Below are 20,273 nucleotides of genomic sequence, written 5' to 3' on the forward strand. Positions count from 1 at the left end.
CTTTGCTCAACCGCTTGAAGCATCTACGACCAAAGCCCCGCCAAAACCCGTGGCAAACTCATCCGGCATCCGCTTTGGCTTGCCACTGGAAAGCTCGACGCAGGCGAAGGTGGTAATTGCGCGCAATAAAACACACGCATCAGCCGCGCGAACCACCTGAAAGTGACGAACCAACTTGATCCGTTGCACGCTCACAATCCAGGTGGCGATCAGTAGCCGTTCCCCTTCATAGGCACTCGCCAGGTAGTCGACCTCATTGCGCACCACCGCCATGCCGCGATCCAGCCGACGGTAATCGGGCAACCCCACGCCCAGGCTCAAGGAATGCGACCAGGCACAACGCTCCAGCCACTTCACGTACACCGAGTGGTTGGCGTGCCCCAACTCATCGATATCCGCGTTGTCGACGTCGAGTTCTAAAACGAAGGGGTTCGGCAAATCCCAGGGCTTTACCACTTCTCGATCCACGGACGCAGGTCCAGCTCGAAGGTCCAGGCATCACGCGGTTGCGTGTGCAGGTACCAGTAGCTGTCAGCGATGTGTTCCGGGTTGAGGATGCCGTCCTGATCCTTGAGGGCGTAGCGCTCCGGGAACTGGGTGCGGATAAAGTCGGTGTCAATCGCGCCGTCGACCACGACGTGGGCGACATGGATATTCTGCGGCGCCAGCTCCCGAGAAGCGCTTTGTGCCAGGGCACGCAGTGCGTGCTTGGCGCCGGCGAAGGCCGAGAAATTGGCCGCCCCACGCAGGGCGGCGGTGGCCCCGGTGAACAGGATGGTCCCGCGCTGCCGAACCACCATGCGCTTGGCGACTTCGCGCGTGTTGAGAAAGCCCGAGAAGCACGCCATTTCCCAGATTTTGAAATATTTGCGTGCCGTCTCCTCGAGAATGCTGCAGGGCACGTTGGCGCCAATGTTGAATACCAGGACTTCGATCGGCCCGATTTCCGCCTCAATGCGCTCGACCAGCGCTACCACTTCCTCTTCCTTGCGTGCATCAGAGGCAAAACCGTGGGCCACGCCGCCCCGCTCGCGAATGCTCTCGACCAGTGGTTGTAGCTTTTCGGCATCGCGACGAGTGACGCAGGCGATGTAACCCTCAGCGGCGAATTTTTTGGCGATGGCACCGCCCGTGGAATCGCCCGCGCCGATGATCAACGCTACCTTGGCTTCGGTTGGATTGGACATTGCAACTCCTTTGGTGAACGATCGTTTTTTTATAAAACATACGCTCAGCCCTGCCGACGGTCAAGGCACTCATTTTTCGGTCAGTTATTGGTCGTCGGGTGTGCGCAGGTGATGCTTTTCGATGACTCGCAGGTTGGCGTGAAGGATTTCCTTGCGGGTTTCTTCGCTCTCGACCATACGTGACAATGCCAGCGCACCGATGCACTGGGCGAGGATGGCCCATGCCGCATCGGAATCCTCGGTGCGTGCGCTCCAGGCTTTTTGAATGCTTTTGACGCCTTTTTCCACGACCAGACGCACGTCCGGACCGGCGCGGGCAATCTCTGGACCCAAGGTCGGCAGCACGCAGCCTTCATCGGGGTGCAACGCGTGGGCGACACTCAGGTACTTGCGCAACCACTTGATCACGTGATCGTCGGAGGAGTTTTCATCGCCGGCCAGCATCTCCCGGCTGTTCTCGACCTCCTCTTCGATCACGGCCTGGAACAGCGCCTGCTTGGACGGGAAATGATTGTAGAAAGCACCACCGGTCATGCCCACCGCCGACATCAAGGTGTCGACACTGGTGACGCTGAAGCCGCCTTTCTTGGTGATCGCCCGGCTGCTGCTGAGCAATTTGAGACGAGTCTCGTCTTTGTGTGTTTTTGAATAGCGCATAGAGCGGCCCCGAACCGGCGGTTTGACAGAGCTGAAACGGTAGCATAACGTCCGTTCAGTAAACGATAGTTTTTCTATGGGGAGCATGTGCGTATGAAGGTGGAATTTTTCTTCGATGTGGGCAGTCCGGCGTCCTATCTGGCCTGGACGCAACTGCCAAAGATCTGCGCTGCAAAAGGTGCCGAACTGGTGTTCCGGCCGATGTTGCTGGGCGGGATTTTCCAAACCACCGGTAACGCCTCCCCTGCCGCGGTGCCGGCCAAGGGCCGTCACTCGGCCATCGACCTGGGGCGCTTCGCTCGTCGCTACGGGGTGCCAATGGTGATGAACCCGCATTTCCCCATCAACACCCTGCAACTGATGCGAGCCGTAACCGGCGTGCAAATGCACCAACCGGAACGCTTAGAGTCCTTCCTGACAGCGCTGTTCAACGCCCTGTGGGTCGAGGCGTTGAACCTCAATGAACCGCCATTGGTCGGCCGCACGCTCATCCGGGCGGGCTTCGCAATTGAGGACATCCTGACCTTGAGCAATCAGGTGGATGTCAAAGCGCAACTCAGGGCGACCACCGACGAAGCACTCGAACGCGGCGTATTCGGCGCCCCGACCATGTTCGTGGGCGACGAGATGTTTTTTGGTCAGGATCGGCTCGACTTCGTGGAGGAAGCGCTGGTCTGAAATTGCTCACCGGACAACAAGAAGAATCACACCAGGAGTGAACCCTGCATCAGAGGTATGGTCACCCAACCCTCAACGCACTCAGATCAAGACGATCGTCCTTCAACGGCGGGCACCAGTAGTAGCCCCCGGTAATCGGACGGCTGAAGCGATAGAGGGCATCGGCGATGCCATCGTCCAGGCCACTCATGCGGCGCAGTTGAGCTTCGAAGGCGTCGAAGGAGTGACCGAAGGCGAGGAATACCAGACCGGCTTGGCCACCTTCTGACCAGGGCATTGAGCGCCGCACGATGAAGGCTTCGGGGGCGAAGCTTTCCTGAGCGGTACGCTTGACGTGAGCGGACTCAGGGGCGTCCTCAAGTTCTTCGTTGTCGCTCTTGCGCCGGCCAATGATGTTGTCTTGTTCCTGCTGCTGCAGGGCGGCAAAGCCATCCAGGTCGTGCTGCCATTGCTGAATCGCGGCGAAGCTGCCGCCATACAGTCCAGGGGCGCCAGTGCTGACTAAAGCGGCTGCCACGGCCGCTTCATCGTGCGGGTTTTCGGTGCCATCTTCGTAGCCGGTCAGGTCGTGGCCGGTCTTGTAGCGGAACGCCTCCGTCATCTGTACCAGGCTCAAGGCCGGAGCCAATGCGGCTTCCAATGCGCGACTGCGGTGCAGCAGTTCACCCCGGTCCTCGCCGTGCAGCCAGCACCAGAGCGCGTGCTGGGTTGAGGGGTTATCCACGCCGACGCCACCCAGCGAAGGGAACACACGCAGGCCCTCGATCCGACTGCCCAGTGCTTGCACCAGCGACTCACCAAAACCAACCACCGCGCTTTCCCCGTCCACCTGTTGCGCCAGTTTGTCGAGCGCTGCCGGCAGTGCCTCTGCGGATTTGAGGGCAAAGAACAAATGGCGTGCCTGCAATGGCACGGGTGCGGCAAGGATGCCTGGCTGGTAGTGACTCATATGAACTCCTTCAGGAAAGCACGAAGTTTAACCGTCGCACTTGCGTTTGCAGTAGGGGCTCGTTTTTTTATTTAGACGGGCAATGGCTCGCCCAGCGCCTGGAGGTGGCGCTTGATGGAATTCAGCGCAAAAAAAAACGACCCTAAGGTCGCTTTTTCTGTGCTTCAAGGAGTTCAAGGGCCTTGAAGCGAATATGGCGCAGCGGACGGGACTCGAACCCGCGACCCCCGGCGTGACAGGCCGGTATTCTAACCGACTGAACTACCGCTGCGCGTAACACTGAGAAGGATTGGTGGGTGATGACGGGATCGAACCGCCGACCCTCTGCTTGTAAGGCAGATGCTCTCCCAGCTGAGCTAATCACCCTTCACTCTCGGTGTGGCGCGCATTCTACGTAGCGACCCCACCTCTGGCAAGCACTTTTTTAAATAATTTTTATAATCCTTCCAAAGGCTTAGCACAGGGTTGGCCGCAGGGGCCGAGGAGCGAATAATGCCCCACTTTGTACAAAGGAGAGATTCACCCCATGTGGTTCAAAAACCTGCTTATCTATCGCCTGACCCAAGATCTGCCTTTTGATGCCGAGGCGCTGGAAACCGCATTGGCGACCAAACCGGCGCGCCCTTGTGCCAGCCAGGAGTTGACCACTTACGGTTTCGTCGCTCCGTTCGGTAAAGGTGAGGACGCTCCCCTGGTCCACGTCAGCGGAGACTTCCTGCTGATCGCCGCGCGTAAAGAAGAACGCATTCTGCCGGGCAGCGTGGTACGTGATGCATTAAAGGAAAAGGTCGAAGAGATCGAAGCTGAACAAATGCGCAAGGTCTATAAGAAGGAGCGCGATCAGCTCAAGGATGAAATCATCCAGGCCTTCCTGCCCCGCGCCTTTCTTCGTCGTTCGGCGACCTTTGCCGCCATCGCGCCGAAACAGGGCCTGATTCTGGTTAACGCCTCCAGCCCGAAACGCGCCGAAGACCTGCTTTCCACCCTGCGTGAAGTGATCGGTTCGCTGCCAGTCCGCCCTCTTACCGTGAAAGTCGCCCCAAGCGCGATCATAACCGAGTGGGTCAAGACCCAGAAAGCCGCCGACCACTTCTTCGTCCTCGATGAATGCGAGCTGCGTGACACCCATGAAGACGGTGGCATCGTCCGTTGCAAACGTCAGGACCTGACCAGCGATGAAATCCAGCTGCACTTGAGCACTGGCAAAGTCGTTACCCAGCTGTCGCTGGCCTGGCAGGACAAGCTGTCCTTCGTGCTGGACGACAAGATGGTGGTCAAACGCCTGAAGTTCGAAGACCTGCTGCAGGATCAGGCTGAACAGGACGGCGGCGAAGAGGCCCTTGGCCAACTGGACGCCAGCTTCACCCTGATGATGCTGACCTTCGGCGAATTCCTGCCTGAGTTGTTCGAAGCGCTGGGCGGCGAAGAACTGCCGCAGGGCATCTAAGCCCTCGAGCAGCGTTAATGCTCTTGTGCGCTACCGTCTGCGGTAGCGCACCCACCCCTCTAATAAACAGGAGCAGGCCATGCGCGCATTGGCTGCATTGAGTCGCTTTGTCGGTAATACCTTCGCCTATTGGGTGCTGCTGTTTGCGGTGTTGGCGTTTGTGCTGCCCGAATGGTTTATCGGTTTGAAAAGCGCCATCGTGCCGCTATTGGGCCTGGTCATGTTCGGTATGGGCCTGACGCTCAAGCTCGATGATTTATCTGAAGTCGCTCGCCATCCCTGGCGTGTGGCATTGGGGGTGGTCGCGCATTTCGTGATCATGCCCGGCGTGGCCTGGCTGTTGTGCCAGGCCTTTCATCTGCCCGCGGAAATCGCTGTGGGTGTGATTCTCGTGGGTTGCTGCCCGAGCGGAACGTCGTCCAACGTCATGACCTGGCTGGCCCGCGGCGATCTGGCGTTATCGGTGGCGATCGCAGCGGTAACCACCCTGCTCGCTCCACTGCTGACACCGGCGCTGATCTGGTTGCTGGCATCGGCCTGGTTGCCGGTGTCTTTCATGGATATGTTCTGGTCGATTCTGCAATTGGTCTTGCTGCCGATCGTGCTGGGTGTCGTCGCGCAACGCGTGCTCGGTCCTCGGGTGAAGACAGCGGTGGACGTATTGCCATTGGTGTCGGTGGTCAGCATCGTGTTGATCGTCGCGGCGGTGGTTGCCGCCAGTCAGGCGAAAATCGCCGAGTCCGGCTTGTTGATCATGGCGGTGGTAATTTTGCACAACAGCTTCGGCTTTGTACTGGGCTACTTCACCGGCAAACTCTTCAAGCTGCCGCTGGCGCAGCGCAAATCCCTGTCACTGGAAGTCGGCATGCAGAATTCCGGGCTGGGTGCCGCATTGGCCAGTGCGCATTTCTCGCCGTTGGCGGCCGTACCAAGCGCGCTGTTCAGCGTCTGGCACAACATTTCCGGTGCTTTGCTTTCGACGTATTTTCGGCGCATGAGTGAAAAGGCCGACCGCGAACTGGCCAATCAGGCGACTGCCGACTAGAACACCGGACTTGCCCCGGAATCGATTTTGTGCAAAATACTGCGCATCAGTCAGGACGACCTGACTGATGCGTCAAGAAAGCGATTCGGGGACGACCCCTTTTTTAGGAGGTCATCATGTCCTGGATCATTCTGTTTTTCGCCGGCCTGTTCGAGGTCGGCTGGGCCGTCGGCCTGAAGTACACCGAAGGCTTCTCCCGCCCCCTGCCCACAGCCCTGACCGTTGCTGCGATGCTGGTCAGCCTCGGCTTGCTGGGCGTTGCCATGAAAGAGCTGCCCTTGGGCACGGCTTATGCGATCTGGACCGGTGTCGGTGCGATTGGCACGGTTATCGCCGGGATCATCCTGTTCGGCGAATCCATGGCGCTGTTTCGCCTGGCCAGCGTGGCGTTGATTCTGTGTGGATTGGTGGGGTTGAAGCTGAGTACTTGAATCCTGTCGGACTCGGTCCTAGGAGCAGGCTTGCCTGCGATTAGCTTGACGCGGTGTATCAGACAGGCCGCCATCGCGGCGGGACGCGTAGTTGCAAGCCCGCTCCTACAGGGGAATTTATGTCTGGCGGAAATTATTACCGCACTGCGCCTCTCAATTCCGCCACCCGAGCCTGCAATTCTGCTGGCAACGCCACTTCCACCGCCGGCCCGGCCACCACAGTAATCCGCGACCACAGCCGACGGAAAATCCCCTTGTTCGGGTCGCGACTGAAGAAGCTGCCCCACAACCCCTGCAAGGCCAGCGGAATCACCGGCACCGGGGTTTCTTGCAAAATCCGGCTCAGGCCGCCCTTGAACTCGTTGATCTCCCCGTCAGACGTCAGTTTGCCTTCGGGGAAAATGCACACCAGTTCGCCATCTTTCAGGTATTCGGCAATTTTCTTGAAAGCCTGATCGTAGATCAGCAAATCTTCATTGCGCCCGGCTATGGGGATGGTGCCGGCGGTGCGGAAGATGAAGTTGAGCACCGGCAGGTTGTAGATTTTGTAATACATCACGAAACGGATCGGCCGCCGCACCGCACCACCGATCAACAGCGCATCGACGAAGGACACATGGTTGCAGACCAGCAGCGCCGCGCCTTCGTCCGGGATCAGGTCCAGGTTGCGGTGCTCGACGCGGTACATTGAATGGCTGAGCAGCCAGATCATGAAACGCATGGTGAATTCGGGCACGATCTTGAAGATGTAGAGGTTCACAGCGATGTTCATCAGCGAGACCACCAGAAACAGCTGCGGAATCGACAGTTTGACCACGCTGAGAAGCACGATCGAAACGATGGCCGACACCACCATGAACAGCGCGTTGAGAATGTTGTTCGAGGCGATGACCCGTGAACGCTCCTTCTCGGCGGTGCGGGACTGAATCAGCGCGTACAGCGGCACAATATAGAAGCCGCCAAAAATGCCGATGCCGAGCACGTCCGTCAACACCCACCACGCCTGACCGTAAGACAACACCGCCAGCCAGTCATGGGCTTGAACGTTCTGTGGGAAGCCGCCGGAATGCCACCACAGCAACAGCCCGAACACCGTCAGCCCCATCGAGCCGAACGGCACCAGACCGATCTCGACCTTGCGCCCCGACAGACGCTCGCAGAGCATTGAGCCCAGGGCGATGCCGATGGAGAACACCGTGAGAATCAGGGTGACCACCGTCTCGTCGCCATACAGCCATTCTTTGGCGTAGGCCGGAATCTGCGTCAGGTAAATCGCACCGACGAACCAGAACCAGGAGTTGCCGACAATCGAGCGCGACACCGCAGGGGTCTGCCCAAGACCAAGGCGCAAGGTGGCCCAGGACTGGCTGAAGATATTCCAGTTCAGATGCATTTCCGGCGAGGCGGCCGCGGCACGCGGGATGCTGCGACTGGCGATATACCCCAGGCATGCCACGAGCAAAATGGCCGTCGCGACGATAGGTGCGTAATGCGTGGAGGACATCATGATCCCGGCGCCAATGGTCCCGGCCAGAATCGCCAGAAAGGTGCCCATCTCCACCAGCCCGTTGCCACCGACCAATTCATTCTCATGCAGATGCTGCGGCAGGATCGAATACTTCACCGGCCCGAACAACGCGGAGTGGGTGCCCATGGCGAACAGCGCCAATAGCATCATCCACAGATGGTTGAACATAAAACCCGCCGCCCCCACCAGCATGATCGCGATTTCGCCCAGCTTGATCAGGCGAATCAGCGCGTCCTTGGCGTATTTCTCACCGAACTGCCCGGCCAGTGCCGAAAACAGAAAGAACGGCAGAATGAACAACAACGCACACAGATTGACCCAGATCGAGCGATCACCGTCGATGCTCAGCTTGTACAGAATGGCGAGGATCAGCGATTGCTTGAGGATGTTGTCGTTGAAGGCCCCGAGGGACTGGGTAATGAAAAATGGCAGGAACCGCCGTTTTCCCAGCAGATTGAATTGCGACTGACTCATCGTCCGTGTACCCGAGTGGCGCCGTGTCCGGCTTTTCAATTGGAACGTCGATGTCCAATCCGAGCCACATTGGAAACGTTACACGAGCAGATGTCGATAGGAGGTGTCTGGTTTGATCGCGGCTCAGGTCTTCCCGGACTGCTTGTTCAACCCGGCAATGCAGGGCGAAACGAACAACTCTCCTCGATAGGCGCCCCGCACGGTGCGGGTCATGACGATCAGCCACAGGATCGCCAGACAGATCACCAGCGCGATGCCGACCAGGGAAAAGAACGTCAGGTGCAGCCTGGCCGCAAGCTTCAAGGTCGCCAATGCGTAGACCCCCAGCGGAAAAGTGAAACCCCACCAGCCCAGGTTGAACGGAATGCCGGTGCGCAGGTAGCGCAAGGTAATGAGCGCGGCGATCAGCATCCACCACAAACCGAAGCCCCATAACGTGATACCCGCCACCAGACCTATGCCGTCAGCGATCTCGCCGAGGCCCGACAAACCGTTGGCCGCAAAAACCGCCGGCGCGTCTGCCCCCATCAGCAACATGCCCAACGCCCCGGTGCCAATCGGCCCCAGCGCCAGCCAGCTCGACGCGGCCATGCTTTCGTGGGGCAGTTTATGCAGGGCCATGCGCAACAGGAGAATGCTCAGGATGCTGAACGCCACGGGCACCGAGAACGCCCACAACACATAGCTGGTGATCAGCACGCTGAACTGCGCAGAGGCATCCGCCAGGTGCGGTGCCAGCAGACCACCGCTGGCTGCCGCCACTTCCGCAGCGACCACGGGCAACAGCCACACGGCGGTCATCTGGTCGATGCTGTGTTCCTGACGGGTGAACATCATGAACGGGATCAGCACGCCGCATGCCAGCGCCACGGCGACGTCCAGCCACCACAACAGCTCGGCGACGGGCACTACAGCGTCCCCCCAACGTGGCAGGCCGAACAGCAAGAAGCCGTTGATGATGGTCGCCAGCCCCATGGGGATGGTGCCGAAAAACATCGAGACCGTTGAGTGACCGAACACCCGCCGCGCCTCATCGAAGAACAGCACCCAACGCGCCGTGTACAACACACTAAACAGCAGGAACAAGCCGATATTGAACAGCCACAACGCCTCGGCAAGCAGGCGCAAGCCTGGAATCTGCACGGGCAATTGCCCCAGCGTCAGGGCCAGAATGCCGGTGCCCATGGTGGCGGCGAACCAGTTGGGAGTGAACTGGCGAATCACTTCTCGCGGATGACTCAGTTGTCTGAGTGGGCGTGTTGAATCAAGGAACGGCATGGTCATTTCCTGTCCTGTGGCTAGGTGGAATGATCTTATAGCCTTACGATATATCTATATAACGGGTATTTTCTCTATAGGTAATCTGTTTTACCTATATAAGGTCAGTGCGGCAACAAATCGCGCCACGACCTTGGTCGACACTGACGAAGCCCAAACATCATGCGAAACTGTCCAGCCGGAGCTGTTCAGAGCACTGGCGTTATCTGGAGTGTACATGTCGCTGTCCAGCGGGCTGATTGCTGCGGTCGCCCTGGCCTATATGGCCGTTATGTTCGCCATCGCCTTTTATGGCGATCGACGCAGTACGCCTCTGTCTCCACGCTTGCGGGCCTGGGTCTATAGCCTGTCGCTGGCGGTGTACTGCACCAGCTGGACATTTTTCGGCGCAGTAGGCCAGGCGGCCGAACAACTCTGGTCGTTCCTGCCGATCTACCTGGGACCCATAGTATTGCTGATGCTGGCGCCCTGGGTGCTGCAAAAAATGGTGATGATCAGCAAACAGGAGAACATCACCTCCATCGCCGACTTCATCGCCGCACGTTATGGCAAATCACAATCGCTGGCCGTGGTGGTCGCGCTGATCTGTCTGGTCGGCGTCTTGCCCTACATCGCCTTGCAGCTCAAAGGCATCGTGTTGGGGGTGAACCTGCTGATCGGCGCTGTCGCCGAATCCACCGGCACCCGCGCCCAGGACACGGCGCTGATCGTCTCGCTGATCCTGGCGCTGTTCACCATTTTGTTCGGCACCCGCAACCTCGACGCCACCGAACACCACCGCGGCATGGTGCTGGCGATTGCCTTCGAAGCATTGGTCAAGCTGCTCGCGTTTCTCGCAGTGGGTGCCTTCGTGACCTTCGGCCTGTACGACGGTTTCGATGACCTGTTCAATCAGGCGATGCTCGCCCCCCGCCTGGAAGAATATTGGAAGGAGACCGTCAACTGGCCGTCGATGGTGGTCCAGACCGGCGTAGCGATGATGGCGATGATTTGTCTGCCACGGCAGTTTCACGTCATCGTGGTGGAGAACATCGAGCCGCAGGATCTACGGTTGGCAAGGTGGGTGTTCCCGGCCTATCTGGCCCTCGCAGCGCTGTTTGTGGTACCCATCGCCTTGGCCGGGCAAATGTTGCTGCCCAGCTCGGTGCTGCCCGACTCGTTCGTGATCAGCCTGCCATTGGCTCAGGCGCATCCGGCGCTGGCCCTGCTGGCCTTCATCGGCGGCGCCTCGGCAGCCACCGGCATGGTGATCGTCGCCAGCGTCGCGCTGTCGACCATGGTGTCCAACGATATGTTGCTGCCATGGCTGCTGCGCCGCCAAACCGCCGAGCGTCCGTTCGAGGTGTTCCGTCACTGGATGCTGTCGGTGCGCCGGATCAGCATCGTGGTCATCCTGTTGCTGGCCTACGTCTGTTACCGATTGCTCGGTTCAACGGCCAGCCTGGCAACCATCGGCCAGATCGCGTTCGCCGCCATCACCCAATTGGCCCCGGCCATGCTCGGCGCGCTGTATTGGAAGCAAGCCAACCGTCGCGGTGTATTTGCGGGCCTGGCGGGGGGTACCTTTCTCTGGTTCTACACCCTGGTGCTGCCCATCACCGCCAACAGTCTTGGCTGGTCGCTGAGCGCTTTTCCGGGGCTCGCCTGGCTACACGGCAACCCGCTGAACTTGCCGATCACCCCGCTGACTCAGGGCGTAGTGCTGTCCCTGGCGGGTAACTTCACGCTGTTTGCCTGGGTTTCGATGCTGTCGCGCACGCGGGTCTCCGAACACTGGCAGGCCGGACGGTTCATCGGCCAGGAAATCAGTGCGCGACCCAGCAACCGTTCACTGCTGGCGGTGCATATCGAGGATTTGTTGAGTCTATCGGCGCGCTTTGTCGGTGAAGAGCGCGCGCGACAAAGCTTTATTCGCTTCGCCTATCGTCAGGGCAAGGGCTTCAACCCGAACCAGAACGCCGACGGCGAGTGGATCGCCCATACCGAGCGGCTGCTGGCGGGTGTCCTCGGCGCGTCCTCGACCCGTGCAGTGGTCAAGGCCGCTATCGAAGGTCGGGAGATGCAGCTCGAAGATGTGGTGCGCATCGCCGACGAAGCCTCCGAGGTGTTGCAATTCAATCGGGCGCTGCTGCAAGGAGCGATTGAAAACATTACCCAAGGCGTCAGCGTGGTCGATCAATCGCTGAAGCTGGTGGCCTGGAATCATCGTTATCTGGAGCTGTTCAACTACCCCGACGGCCTGATCAGCGTCGGCCGGCCGATTGCCGACATCATCCGCTATAACGCCGAACGCGGCCTGTGCGGCCCAGGCGAAGCGGAGGTGCATGTGGCGCGCCGATTGCACTGGATGCGTCAAGGTCGGGCGCATACCTCGGAGCGGCTGTTCCCCAACGGGCGAGTGATCGAGCTGATCGGTAACCCGATGCCCGGCGGCGGTTTCGTCATGAGCTTCACCGACATCACCGCGTTCCGCGAAGCCGAGAAAGCCCTCAAAGGCGCCAATGAAAGCCTTGAGCAACGCGTCGCCGAACGTACCCATGAACTGTCGCAGTTGAACGTCGCGCTGACCGAAGCCAAGGGTACGGCGGAAACCGCCAACCAATCGAAAACCCGTTTTCTCGCGGCCGTCAGCCATGACTTGATGCAGCCGCTCAATGCGGCGCGACTGTTCTCCGCGGCCCTGTCCCATCAGGAAAACGGTATCTCCAGCGATACCCAACAACTGGTGCAACACCTGGACACTTCGCTGCGCTCAGCGGAAGACCTGATCAGCGACCTGCTGGACATTTCCCGTCTGGAAAACGGCAAGATCACGCCCGTTCGCCAGCCGTTTCCGCTCAATGCGCTGTTTGACACCCTCGGTGCCGAGTTCAGGGCATTGGCCCAGGAGCAAGGCTTGAAATTCCGCTTGCGGGGCAGCCAGGTACGGGTCGACAGCGATGTGAAGCTGTTGCGGCGGATCCTGCAGAACTTCCTGACCAATGCCTTCCGTTATGCCCAAGGCCCGGTGTTGTTGGGTGTGCGGCGGCAAGGCGCGCAGTTGTGCCTTGAGGTCTGGGACCGTGGGCCAGGCATCCCGGAAGACAAACGCCAGGTAATTTTCGAAGAGTTCAAACGCCTGGACAGTCACCAGACCCGTGCCGAAAAAGGCCTGGGGCTTGGTCTGGCGATTGCCGATGGGTTATGCCGCGTGCTTGGCCATCGGTTGCAAGTACGCTCCTGGCCGGGCAAAGGCAGCGTGTTCAGCGTGACCGTGCCCTTGGCCAACAGTCAGACACCACTGGCGGCACCACTGGCCGCCCCACCGTGCCAGCCACTGAGCGGTACCCAAGTGCTGTGCGTCGACAACGAAGACAGCATCCTGATCGGCATGAACAGCCTGCTGACGCGTTGGGGTTGTCAGGTGTGGACAGCACGCAATCGCAGTGAATGTGCGGCGCTGTTGAGCGACGGCGTTCGCCCGCAACTGGCGCTGGTGGACTACCACCTGGATGAGGGCGAAACCGGTACTGCGCTGATGGCCTGGTTGCGCACGCGTCTGGGTGAGCCGGTGCCTGGCGTGGTGATCAGCGCTGACGGTCGACCCGAACTGATCGCACAGATCCACGCCGCCGGTCTCGACTACCTGTCCAAACCCGTCAAACCCGCGGCGCTGCGCGCGCTGTTGAGTCGGCATGTGAGTTTGAGTTAGACAGTCAGACCGTGTCGCCGCCTTCGCGAATGAATTCGCTCCCACAGAATCACCGCAGTCCCCGATCGGGTCGAGGTAACGGGACTAGCCCGTTACCCCTCCCACACCACCGGACGTGCGGTTTTCCGCATCCGGCGGTTGGACTGCTCAGCATTGCGCTGAGGCGAGATCCTGCGCGGTGATCAGGCCATATTGCTTCAAGCGTTTGTTGTTCAAGGCTTGGTGCATGGCCGGATGTGCCGCCGCTTTCCAAGCTCCGTCGTGAAAACTCACTCGCGCAAGCCCTCGTTTCGAGATGCCCATCTTCAGCAGTTGGGCCATACGACCCTTGCGGTTATGCCACCGCTGCCAAAAGCACTTGCGCATGTGGCGCCGCGTCCATTGTGAGAGCTGCGTGAAGTTTCGCTCCGTGGCCAGCCGGAAATAACCAAACCAGCCAAGAAGATAACCTCTCCATTGCTCAACCAGTTCCCGGGAGGTGAGTCCCTGTCTGGCTGACCAACATTCACGAACGCGTTTGCGGTATCGTTTGACCGTCCTGCCCGACAGGTGATTGTTGCCTTCCTCGTCGATCAGATAACCCAGAAAATCGCGTTCCCAAGGACGACCCGTGCCGCTCTTGCTGGCATTGACCTTCAGCTTCAGATGTTTCTCGATCCACGCCACGATGCTTTCCAGTATTCGCTCTGCGCTGCGCTCGCTTTCGACAAATATCATCAGGTCGTCTGCATAGCGACAGAAGCTCAGCCCTCGAGCTTCCAGCTCCTTGTCCAGCGGGTCCAGATACAGATTGGCCAGCAGCGGACTCAGCGGACCACCTTGCGGTACGCCCGCCGTGCGTTTGTGCCGCTGGCCGTTCAGGACCATGTCCGCGCGCAGGTTCGACGCCAGATACTTGTTCAGCCGCTTGTCCCGGATGTCGCGGGTGATGCGCGTCATGAGTCGGTCGTGATTGACCTCGTCAAAGAACGCTTCAATGTCCACATCGACAACCCAGGTCTTGCCGCTGAGCACGAAGTCTTTCGCCGCCCTGATCGCGTCAAGGTTGCTGCGCCCGGGCCTGAACCCGTAGCTGTGCTCACTGAAACCACCGTCCCAAAGCTTCGTCAGTTGCTGGCTTACCGCTTGCTGGATCACTCGATCCTGCGTGTTGGGAATCCCCAGCAGCCGTTCTCCGCCTTGGGGTTTGCCGATCGTTTTACCCCTGATCGGACCGGGCTGGTAGCTCCCGGCCAGAAGCTTTTCCTTGATGCCCGGCCAATGCTTGACCAAGTGCGCTTCGAGGTCTTCAGTGCTAATACCGTCAACCCCGGGCGCACCTTTGTTGGCCCGGACTTTCTTGAACGCACGGCGCATGTTGTCAGCCTCGACAACCTGCTCCACGCTGATTTCGCTCAACACGTCTCCAGTTTCCTGTTCCGTCTGACACATCACTCGCTCTTTCCTTTCATGCGTTCTCCGGGAATCCACCCGGGCATTCATGTCCGGCCAACCCGTCGGTGTCACTGCACTTTTCCGGGTTCGGTTTCAAAGAGCTCTGGCTCAATGTAAGAAGTCCATTACGGGTGTTGTCTATCCTTCGGCCCTTTGCTCCAAGCGCATTACCGCTCATCTTCGCTACTACGGCCTCTGCTGACTTCTCATTCACTTACGTGCCTGAGATCTCCCCGGGTAAGGTGCCAAAACCATCGGCCCGTGCCGCCAGGCTCTACTGGATGCGTCTTTCGGTGACAGTCGGATTTCGTGGTTCCCAGCACACTAATCGCCCGCATCCAGCCTCGCTGCCTGTTCGTGTTCCTACGGTCGTGCCTTTGCTACGCGCTTCTTTCAGCTTGGCCTCGCGGCGTCCATCTTGCGTTTCGCTACAGTTGTCGTCACTTAGTCTGGCCATCGCTTTCAGATGGCTGGTTTTGGCCCATGCCGGGCACACTGGGAGCGAATTTATTCGCGAATGGCTTGATGCATCACGTCAGCTCTTCATCCATGCGCCCTTTGCGCCGGTAAGGGAACACGTCGATCACTTTGCCGGCACGAATCGCTGCTTGCAGGCTTTTCCAGTACTCGGCGTCGTACAACTCTCCATGCAGTTTGTCGAATAGCCGACGCTGGCTCATGTCAGCAAACAGGAAGGGCGGAAACTCTTCAGGAAAAACGTCCAGCGGACCAATGGAATACCAGGGCTCCGAGGACATTTCATCTTCGGGCGTACGCGGCGCCGGGATGCGGCGGAAATTGGCTTCGGTCAGGTAGCAGATTTCGTCGTAGTCGTAGAACACCACACGACCGTGGCGGGTCACGCCGAAGTTCTTCAGCAACATGTCGCCGGGGAAAATGTTCGCCGCTGCCAGTTGCTTGATCGCCAACCCATAGTCTTCCAGCGCTTCCTGCACCTGGGCTTCGTTGGCATTTTCCAGATAGAGGTTCAGCGGGGTCATGCGCCGCTCGGTCCAGCAGTGACGGATCAGTACGGTGTCGCCGTCAACCTCGACGGTCGAAGCCGCGACGTCCAGCAACTCAGCAAGGCATTCAGGTTCGAACTTGCTCAGCGGGAAACGGAAGTCGGCGAACTCCTGGGTATCGGCCATGCGCCCTACCCGGTCGACACTTTTAACCAGACGGTACTTTTCGATGACCGTGGCGCGGTCGACATTTTTCGAGGGCGCAAAGCGGTCCCTGATGATCTTGAACACGGTATTGAAACCGGGCAGCGTGAACACGCTCATGACCATGCCGCGCACGCCAGGCGCCATGATGAAGCGGTCATCGGTGTTGGCCAGATGGTTGATCAGGGCCCGGTAGAACTCGGACTTGCCGTGCTTGTAAAAGCCAATCGAGGTGTACAGCTCGGCGATGTGCTTGCCCGGCAGAATGCGCTTGAGAAAGCCGATGAACTCCGCCGGCACTGGCACATCGACCATGAAATACGAGCGCGTGAACGAGAAGATGATCGACACATCGGCTTCATCTGTGATCAGCGCATCGACCTGGATGCCGCTGCCTTCACGATGTAACAGCGGGATCACCAGCGGCCATTGTTCGTCGTGGGTAAAAATCCGTCCGACCAGATACGCACCCTTGTTGCGGTACAAAATCGAGGAGAACAACTCGACGCTGAGCGCCGGGTCCTTGCACACCCAATCTGGCAGGTTTTCCCGCAACTGCACTTCCAGCCGCTGCAAATCCCCCGGCAAGTCGGCAAATGGCACATCGAATTTATACTCGGCAAAAATCTGCTCAAGCATGTTCGACAGCTCGCCCTCGGGCCGATAGGTGCGGGTTTGTACCGCCTTTCCGCGTCGGCGCAGGGACGGGCGCGTGGTGTGGATAAACATGCAGCCATCGCTGATCAGGTCATGACTGAACAGGCCGCAGAAAATCGAGTTGAACCAGGTCTCCGCCAGCTCATCGTCAAACCGCAGGTCAATGAGGTTGATGTACGCGCTTTTGATCAGCGGCCAGCGGTTCACATCCAGCAGGCTCTCGTCGTCAAACGCAGTGTGCAACCGCTTGATCACTTCGCTGACTTTCTCTTCATAGAGGTTGATCCGCGCCGCCGATGCTCGTTGAGCCTCCTGCCATAGCGCCTGCTCGAAGCGCGCCTGAGCACCATCGGCAATCTGCCGGAAATGCTCCCGATAATCGTCGAAACCATCCAGGATCATTTGGGCGATATCGGCGGCTGGCCATTGCTGCGGCATAAAGAGATCTCTGCGGGCATTCGGAATGCCCGAGCTTAGCCAGTGGATTGACTTAGGAGAAGCGTAATTTTCCGTGCTCCGGATACCGGGGGCTGGCCCACAGTTTTTGCAGCTATATTCGAGACTGACTCAAAAAACTTACACATCCGGGTCTAAAAAGGCGCCTTTCGACGGTAAAAGAGAGCATTTGATTCAAAAATTTGACAGTTCAAACCGCGTTGTCTATGCATTGTCAATGCGGGTCCGATATGGCCTTCGGGCGGTGCTCGGCAGCAGGTCTTTTTAGTCCAGTTGATGTGAAGGTACCGTTCATCGCGAAATGCCGGATGACGGGCCCCGGACGGAACCGAGATGACCACGGGTGGAAAACGACAATGGCCTTGGAGCAGATTGTAATCATGGACATTGACAGCTCACTGGATGCTGTCGGATATGACCCCGTCCAAGCGTTGGAGCAAGGTGAACTGGGCCAAAATGTCGAAGACGCGCTGGACAATTTCACGCATCTGGCCAAAGACCTCTGTGACGTTCCTGTTGCCTTCCTTTCCCTGAGATACCCTCATTACCAGCCGTTTGAAACCTGCGTGGGCGTTGAATCCTGCGAAGGTCTTGGCACATTCGCCTTTGCTGCCTGCGAAGCGTTCGACGGTGGCCGGGCTGAAATCCCTGACGCCCTCAAAGATGCCCGCTTCAAACACCATGCACTGGTTACCGGAGCCCCGAGACTCCGCTTCTACGCCGGCTTGCCGCTTTGCACCGTGGGCGGCCAGTTAATTGGCGTCCTTGGCGTCATCGACTCACAGCCGCGGATGCTCAACATGCGCCAGCACGATGGCCTGGCTCGTCTGGGCCAGGAAGTCCTGCGGATGCTCGACATTCGTCGCGAAGCACAATGGAATCAGGCGCGCAGTGCCCGCCAGCAGAACCTGAGCGCCGACGTCAGCCAGCAGCGCTTGCAGCAAATCGCCGACCATGTGCCTGGCATGTTCTTTCAAGCGGAAATGCCGAAAAAGGGGCGGATGTTCCTGTCGTATGCCAGCGAGGGCATCGCCGATATATTCGGTCTCTATCCCAATGACATCGAACTGCACACCAAGGACCTGCTGGGGACGATCCATGAAGACGACCGCTACGCCCTCAACGCTTCGATCCAGCAATCGGCCGCAAAACTGTCACGCTGGCAGCACGAGTTTCGCGTCATCCATCCGGTCAAGGGGCTGATCTGGGTCGGCGGCAATGCCCGACCGCAGCGTCAGGACGATACCTCGACGTTGTGGCATGGGGTGTTGTCCGATGTCAGCCAGCGCAAGCAACAGCAGGCCGAGCTCGACAAGCACCAGGAAATGAATCGCCGGCTGCTCGAGGCGTTGTCCGAAGCGGTGATCTCTTGCAACGCTCAGGGCGAATTGACCCTGTTCAACGATACAGCCCGCGAGTGGCACGGCGCTGACATTCGGCAGATCCCGATTGAGCACTGGGGCAAGCTCTACGATCTCTACGAGGCCGACGGTGTCACGCCCATCAACAACGACCGCATTCCCTTGCTCAGGGCGTTGCGCGGAGAACACGTTCGAGATTTTGAGATAAGCATCGCAGCGGTCGGCCAATCGATACGCTTCGTGGTGTGCAACGCTGATCCGCTGCACACACCGGAGGGCGAACTACTGGGCGCGGTGGTGGTGATGCACGACATCACCGAGCGCAAACGCATCGAGTCGATGCAACGCGAGTTTGTGTCCACCGTCAGTCACGAACTGCGTACACCACTCACCTCCATCGCAGGCTCGCTGGGGTTGATAAAAGGCGGCGTGCTGGGCGAAGTACCCGAGCCCATGACCCAGATGCTCGACATCGCCTATCAAAACAGCGTGCGCTTGAGCCACCTGATCAATGACCTGCTGGACATGGACAAACTGGTCGCCGGCAAGATGGCGTTCGACCTGCAGAACCACGATCTGTACCCATTGCTGCAGAACAGCATCGAAAGCAATCGCTCGTATGCCGAGCAGCACAACGTGGAGCTGGTACTACTCGACGACCTGAGGTGTGCCGTGCGCGTCGACGACATTCGCTTCCAGCAGGTGCTGGCCAACTTTCTCTCCAACGCGATCAAATTCTCAACCCCTCAAAGCCAGGTCTACGTATTCAGCGAGCGGAGGCAAGAACGGGTTCGGATCAACGTGGTCGATCACGGAACCGGTATCCCCAGAGAGTTTCACGACCACATTTTCAAAAAGTTCTCACAGGCTGACGGCAGCGACAGCCGGCGCAAAGATGGTACAGGCCTGGGCTTGTCAATCAGCAAAGAACTGGTCGAACGCATGGGCGGACAGATCGGCTTTTCCTCGGTGGAAGCTCAGGGCTCGACGTTCTGGTTCGAACTGCCGGCGCACGCGATCGCGGTCGCCGATGCACCCACCCCTGACCTGACATCATTGCGCAATAGCCAGGCGAGCCTGACCAGAGAGTCGGCGACAGGTTTGCCGCGGGTACTCATCGTCGAGGACGAGCCGGACATCGCCTACCTGCTGAACCTGCTGATCAGCCGAGCCGGGTACAGCGTCACTTCAGCGGCAAATCTTCGCGAGGCGCGCTTGCTGCTGTCCACTCAGCACTTTGAGGCGGTCACGCTGGACCTTGAGCTGCCCGATGGCGATGGCTTGCAACTGATTCGCGAACTACGCGACTCGCCCCGCACGCAGTTGCTGCCGGTGGTCGTCATTTCCGCTGCCTGCGATGAGGGCAAACTACGGCTTAACGGTGGGTTTCAGGCAATCGACTGGCTGGACAAACCGATTGATTCACTGCTGCTTTCCGATGCATTGCGCCGAGCACTCAAAGGCTTTGCCGGCAGACCCAGAGTACTGCATATCGAAGATGATACTGACCTCTGCAAGGTGATCTCCCACTTGGGAAAAGAACTCGCAGACTTCATTCCCGCGAGCAGCCTCGCCGAGGCGAGGCTGTATCTGGCCAAGATGCATTTCGATCTCATTCTATTGGACCTGGGTCTACCCGATGGTAACGGCCTGGAACTGCTCGAAGAGCTGCATTTACGGCACCCGGGGCTTCCCGTTGTGGTGCTGTCGGCACAAGAGCTGTCCATCGAGCAATTGGTACTGGTGGAAGCGGCAATGGCCAAGTCGCGCACCGATGCACAGCACTTTGTGAACCTGCTTCGACGCCTATTACCGGCCAAAGGACATTGAG

Annotated in this window: 14 protein-coding genes, 2 tRNA genes and 1 pseudogene; 7 read left to right on the top strand and 10 right to left on the bottom strand. The window is 59.0% G+C overall.

The features are described from left to right. Window positions 1-6: 6 nt before the first annotated feature. The 3 genes from AC1MEE_RS17870 to AC1MEE_RS17880 all read right to left on the bottom strand — a co-directional run bounded on the left by AC1MEE_RS17870 (window position 7) and on the right by AC1MEE_RS17880 (window position 1,844). Entirely contained in the window at window positions 7-456 is a 450-nt protein-coding gene (locus AC1MEE_RS17870) for an acyl-CoA thioesterase (RefSeq protein WP_480410924.1), read from the bottom strand. Continuing rightward, the gene (locus AC1MEE_RS17875) at window positions 450-1,187 is read right to left on the bottom strand and encodes an SDR family oxidoreductase (RefSeq protein WP_480410925.1); all 738 of its coding nucleotides are present in this window, start codon (window positions 1,185-1,187) and stop codon (window positions 450-452) included. The genes AC1MEE_RS17870 and AC1MEE_RS17875 overlap by 7 nt, the downstream gene beginning before the upstream one ends. 84 nt (window positions 1,188-1,271) lie before the next feature. Beyond that, complete coding sequence (locus AC1MEE_RS17880) at window positions 1,272-1,844, bottom strand: TetR/AcrR family transcriptional regulator (RefSeq protein WP_480410926.1); 573 nt, start codon at window positions 1,842-1,844, stop codon at window positions 1,272-1,274. 87 nt (window positions 1,845-1,931) lie between these two features. On the opposite strand from AC1MEE_RS17880, the gene AC1MEE_RS17885 reads away from it, so the two are divergent. Next, window positions 1,932-2,522, top strand: a complete 591-nt coding sequence (locus AC1MEE_RS17885; RefSeq protein WP_480410927.1) for a 2-hydroxychromene-2-carboxylate isomerase — start codon at window positions 1,932-1,934, stop codon at window positions 2,520-2,522. Between the two features lie 61 nt (window positions 2,523-2,583). On the opposite strand, the gene AC1MEE_RS17890 is transcribed toward AC1MEE_RS17885, so the two are convergent. The 3 genes from AC1MEE_RS17890 to AC1MEE_RS17900 all read right to left on the bottom strand — a co-directional run bounded on the left by AC1MEE_RS17890 (window position 2,584) and on the right by AC1MEE_RS17900 (window position 3,837). Next, window positions 2,584-3,471 (bottom strand): Dyp-type peroxidase, encoded by an 888-nt coding sequence (locus tag AC1MEE_RS17890; RefSeq protein ID WP_480410928.1) that lies wholly within the window; start codon window positions 3,469-3,471, stop codon window positions 2,584-2,586. Between the two features lie 194 nt (window positions 3,472-3,665). Further along, window positions 3,666-3,742, bottom strand: a tRNA-Asp gene (locus AC1MEE_RS17895). A 19-nt stretch (window positions 3,743-3,761) separates the two neighbouring features. Beyond that, window positions 3,762-3,837: transfer RNA gene (locus AC1MEE_RS17900), tRNA-Val, on the bottom strand. A gap of 160 nt (window positions 3,838-3,997) precedes the next feature. On the opposite strand from AC1MEE_RS17900, the gene rdgC reads away from it, so the two are divergent. The 3 genes from rdgC to sugE all read left to right on the top strand — a co-directional run bounded on the left by rdgC (window position 3,998) and on the right by sugE (window position 6,394). After that, window positions 3,998-4,918, top strand: coding sequence for a recombination-associated protein RdgC (gene rdgC, locus AC1MEE_RS17905; protein WP_480410929.1), 921 nt, complete (start codon window positions 3,998-4,000; stop codon window positions 4,916-4,918). A 79-nt stretch (window positions 4,919-4,997) separates the two neighbouring features. Beyond that, the gene (locus AC1MEE_RS17910; RefSeq protein WP_480410930.1) at window positions 4,998-5,963 is read left to right on the top strand and encodes a bile acid:sodium symporter family protein; all 966 of its coding nucleotides are present in this window, start codon (window positions 4,998-5,000) and stop codon (window positions 5,961-5,963) included. 116 nt (window positions 5,964-6,079) lie between these two features. Beyond that, window positions 6,080-6,394 carry a quaternary ammonium compound efflux SMR transporter SugE gene (gene sugE / locus AC1MEE_RS17915; protein WP_480410931.1) on the top strand — a complete coding sequence of 105 codons (315 nt, stop codon included), beginning with the start codon at window positions 6,080-6,082 and terminating at the stop codon, window positions 6,392-6,394. 136 nt (window positions 6,395-6,530) lie between these two features. Here the strand turns inward: sugE and AC1MEE_RS17920 are convergent, their stop codons facing one another. Together AC1MEE_RS17920 and AC1MEE_RS17925 are read right to left on the bottom strand one after the other, a co-directional pair. Beyond that, a complete protein-coding gene (locus AC1MEE_RS17920) occupies window positions 6,531-8,396 on the bottom strand; it encodes an MFS transporter (RefSeq protein WP_480410932.1) in 1,866 nt (621 codons plus the stop codon). Between the two features lie 123 nt (window positions 8,397-8,519). Next, a complete protein-coding gene (locus AC1MEE_RS17925; protein ID WP_480410933.1) occupies window positions 8,520-9,680 on the bottom strand; it encodes a TDT family transporter in 1,161 nt (386 codons plus the stop codon). Between the two features lie 211 nt (window positions 9,681-9,891). Here AC1MEE_RS17925 and AC1MEE_RS17930 point away from each other — a divergent pair, with 211 nt between their 5' ends. Then, on the top strand, window positions 9,892-13,365 hold the full coding sequence (locus tag AC1MEE_RS17930; RefSeq protein WP_480410934.1) for a hybrid sensor histidine kinase/response regulator: 3,474 nt from the start codon (window positions 9,892-9,894) through the stop codon (window positions 13,363-13,365). Window positions 13,366-13,512: 147 nt separating this feature from the next. On the opposite strand, the gene ltrA is transcribed toward AC1MEE_RS17930, so the two are convergent. Both ltrA and aceK read right to left on the bottom strand, forming a co-directional pair. Then, a complete protein-coding gene (gene ltrA / locus AC1MEE_RS17935) occupies window positions 13,513-14,796 on the bottom strand; it encodes a group II intron reverse transcriptase/maturase (RefSeq protein WP_480410935.1) in 1,284 nt (427 codons plus the stop codon). 533 nt (window positions 14,797-15,329) lie between these two features. Continuing rightward, window positions 15,330-17,063: a bifunctional isocitrate dehydrogenase kinase/phosphatase gene (gene aceK, locus AC1MEE_RS17940; protein WP_480410936.1), complete on the bottom strand. Its 1,734-nt coding sequence runs from the start codon at window positions 17,061-17,063 to the stop codon at window positions 15,330-15,332. A 398-nt stretch (window positions 17,064-17,461) separates the two neighbouring features. Between aceK and AC1MEE_RS17945 the strand changes: the two are divergent. Together AC1MEE_RS17945 and AC1MEE_RS17950 are read left to right on the top strand one after the other, a co-directional pair. Beyond that, a pseudogene (locus AC1MEE_RS17945) lies at window positions 17,462-18,379 on the top strand (PAS domain-containing protein); the annotation flags it as partial. 27 nt (window positions 18,380-18,406) lie between these two features. Further along, a complete protein-coding gene (locus AC1MEE_RS17950) occupies window positions 18,407-20,272 on the top strand; it encodes a response regulator (RefSeq protein WP_480416262.1) in 1,866 nt (621 codons plus the stop codon). The last annotated feature ends 1 nt before the right edge of the window (window position 20,273 follow it).

It is taken from the genome of Pseudomonas sp. ASL3, from assembly GCF_056680425.1.

Bases quoted from the DNA above. Each gene is read 5' to 3' on its own strand.
- AC1MEE_RS17875 (WP_480410925.1), bottom strand. From the start codon at position 1,187: ATGTCCAATCCAACCGAAGCCAAGGTAGCGTTGATCATCGGCGCGGGC.
- AC1MEE_RS17920 (WP_480410932.1), bottom strand. From the start codon at position 8,396: ATGAGTCAGTCGCAATTCAATCTGCTGGGAAAACGGCGGTTCCTGCCA.
- AC1MEE_RS17880 (WP_480410926.1), bottom strand. From the start codon at position 1,844: ATGCGCTATTCAAAAACACACAAAGACGAGACTCGTCTCAAATTGCTC.
- AC1MEE_RS17930 (WP_480410934.1), top strand. From the start codon at position 9,892: ATGTCGCTGTCCAGCGGGCTGATTGCTGCGGTCGCCCTGGCCTATATG.
- rdgC (WP_480410929.1), top strand. From the start codon at position 3,998: ATGTGGTTCAAAAACCTGCTTATCTATCGCCTGACCCAAGATCTGCCT.
- AC1MEE_RS17950 (WP_480416262.1), top strand. From the start codon at position 18,407: ATGAATCGCCGGCTGCTCGAGGCGTTGTCCGAAGCGGTGATCTCTTGC.
- AC1MEE_RS17925 (WP_480410933.1), bottom strand. From the start codon at position 9,680: ATGACCATGCCGTTCCTTGATTCAACACGCCCACTCAGACAACTGAGT.
- AC1MEE_RS17910 (WP_480410930.1), top strand. From the start codon at position 4,998: ATGCGCGCATTGGCTGCATTGAGTCGCTTTGTCGGTAATACCTTCGCC.
- aceK (WP_480410936.1), bottom strand. From the start codon at position 17,063: ATGCCGCAGCAATGGCCAGCCGCCGATATCGCCCAAATGATCCTGGAT.
- ltrA (WP_480410935.1), bottom strand. From the start codon at position 14,796: ATGTGTCAGACGGAACAGGAAACTGGAGACGTGTTGAGCGAAATCAGC.
- sugE (WP_480410931.1), top strand. From the start codon at position 6,080: ATGTCCTGGATCATTCTGTTTTTCGCCGGCCTGTTCGAGGTCGGCTGG.
- AC1MEE_RS17890 (WP_480410928.1), bottom strand. From the start codon at position 3,471: ATGAGTCACTACCAGCCAGGCATCCTTGCCGCACCCGTGCCATTGCAG.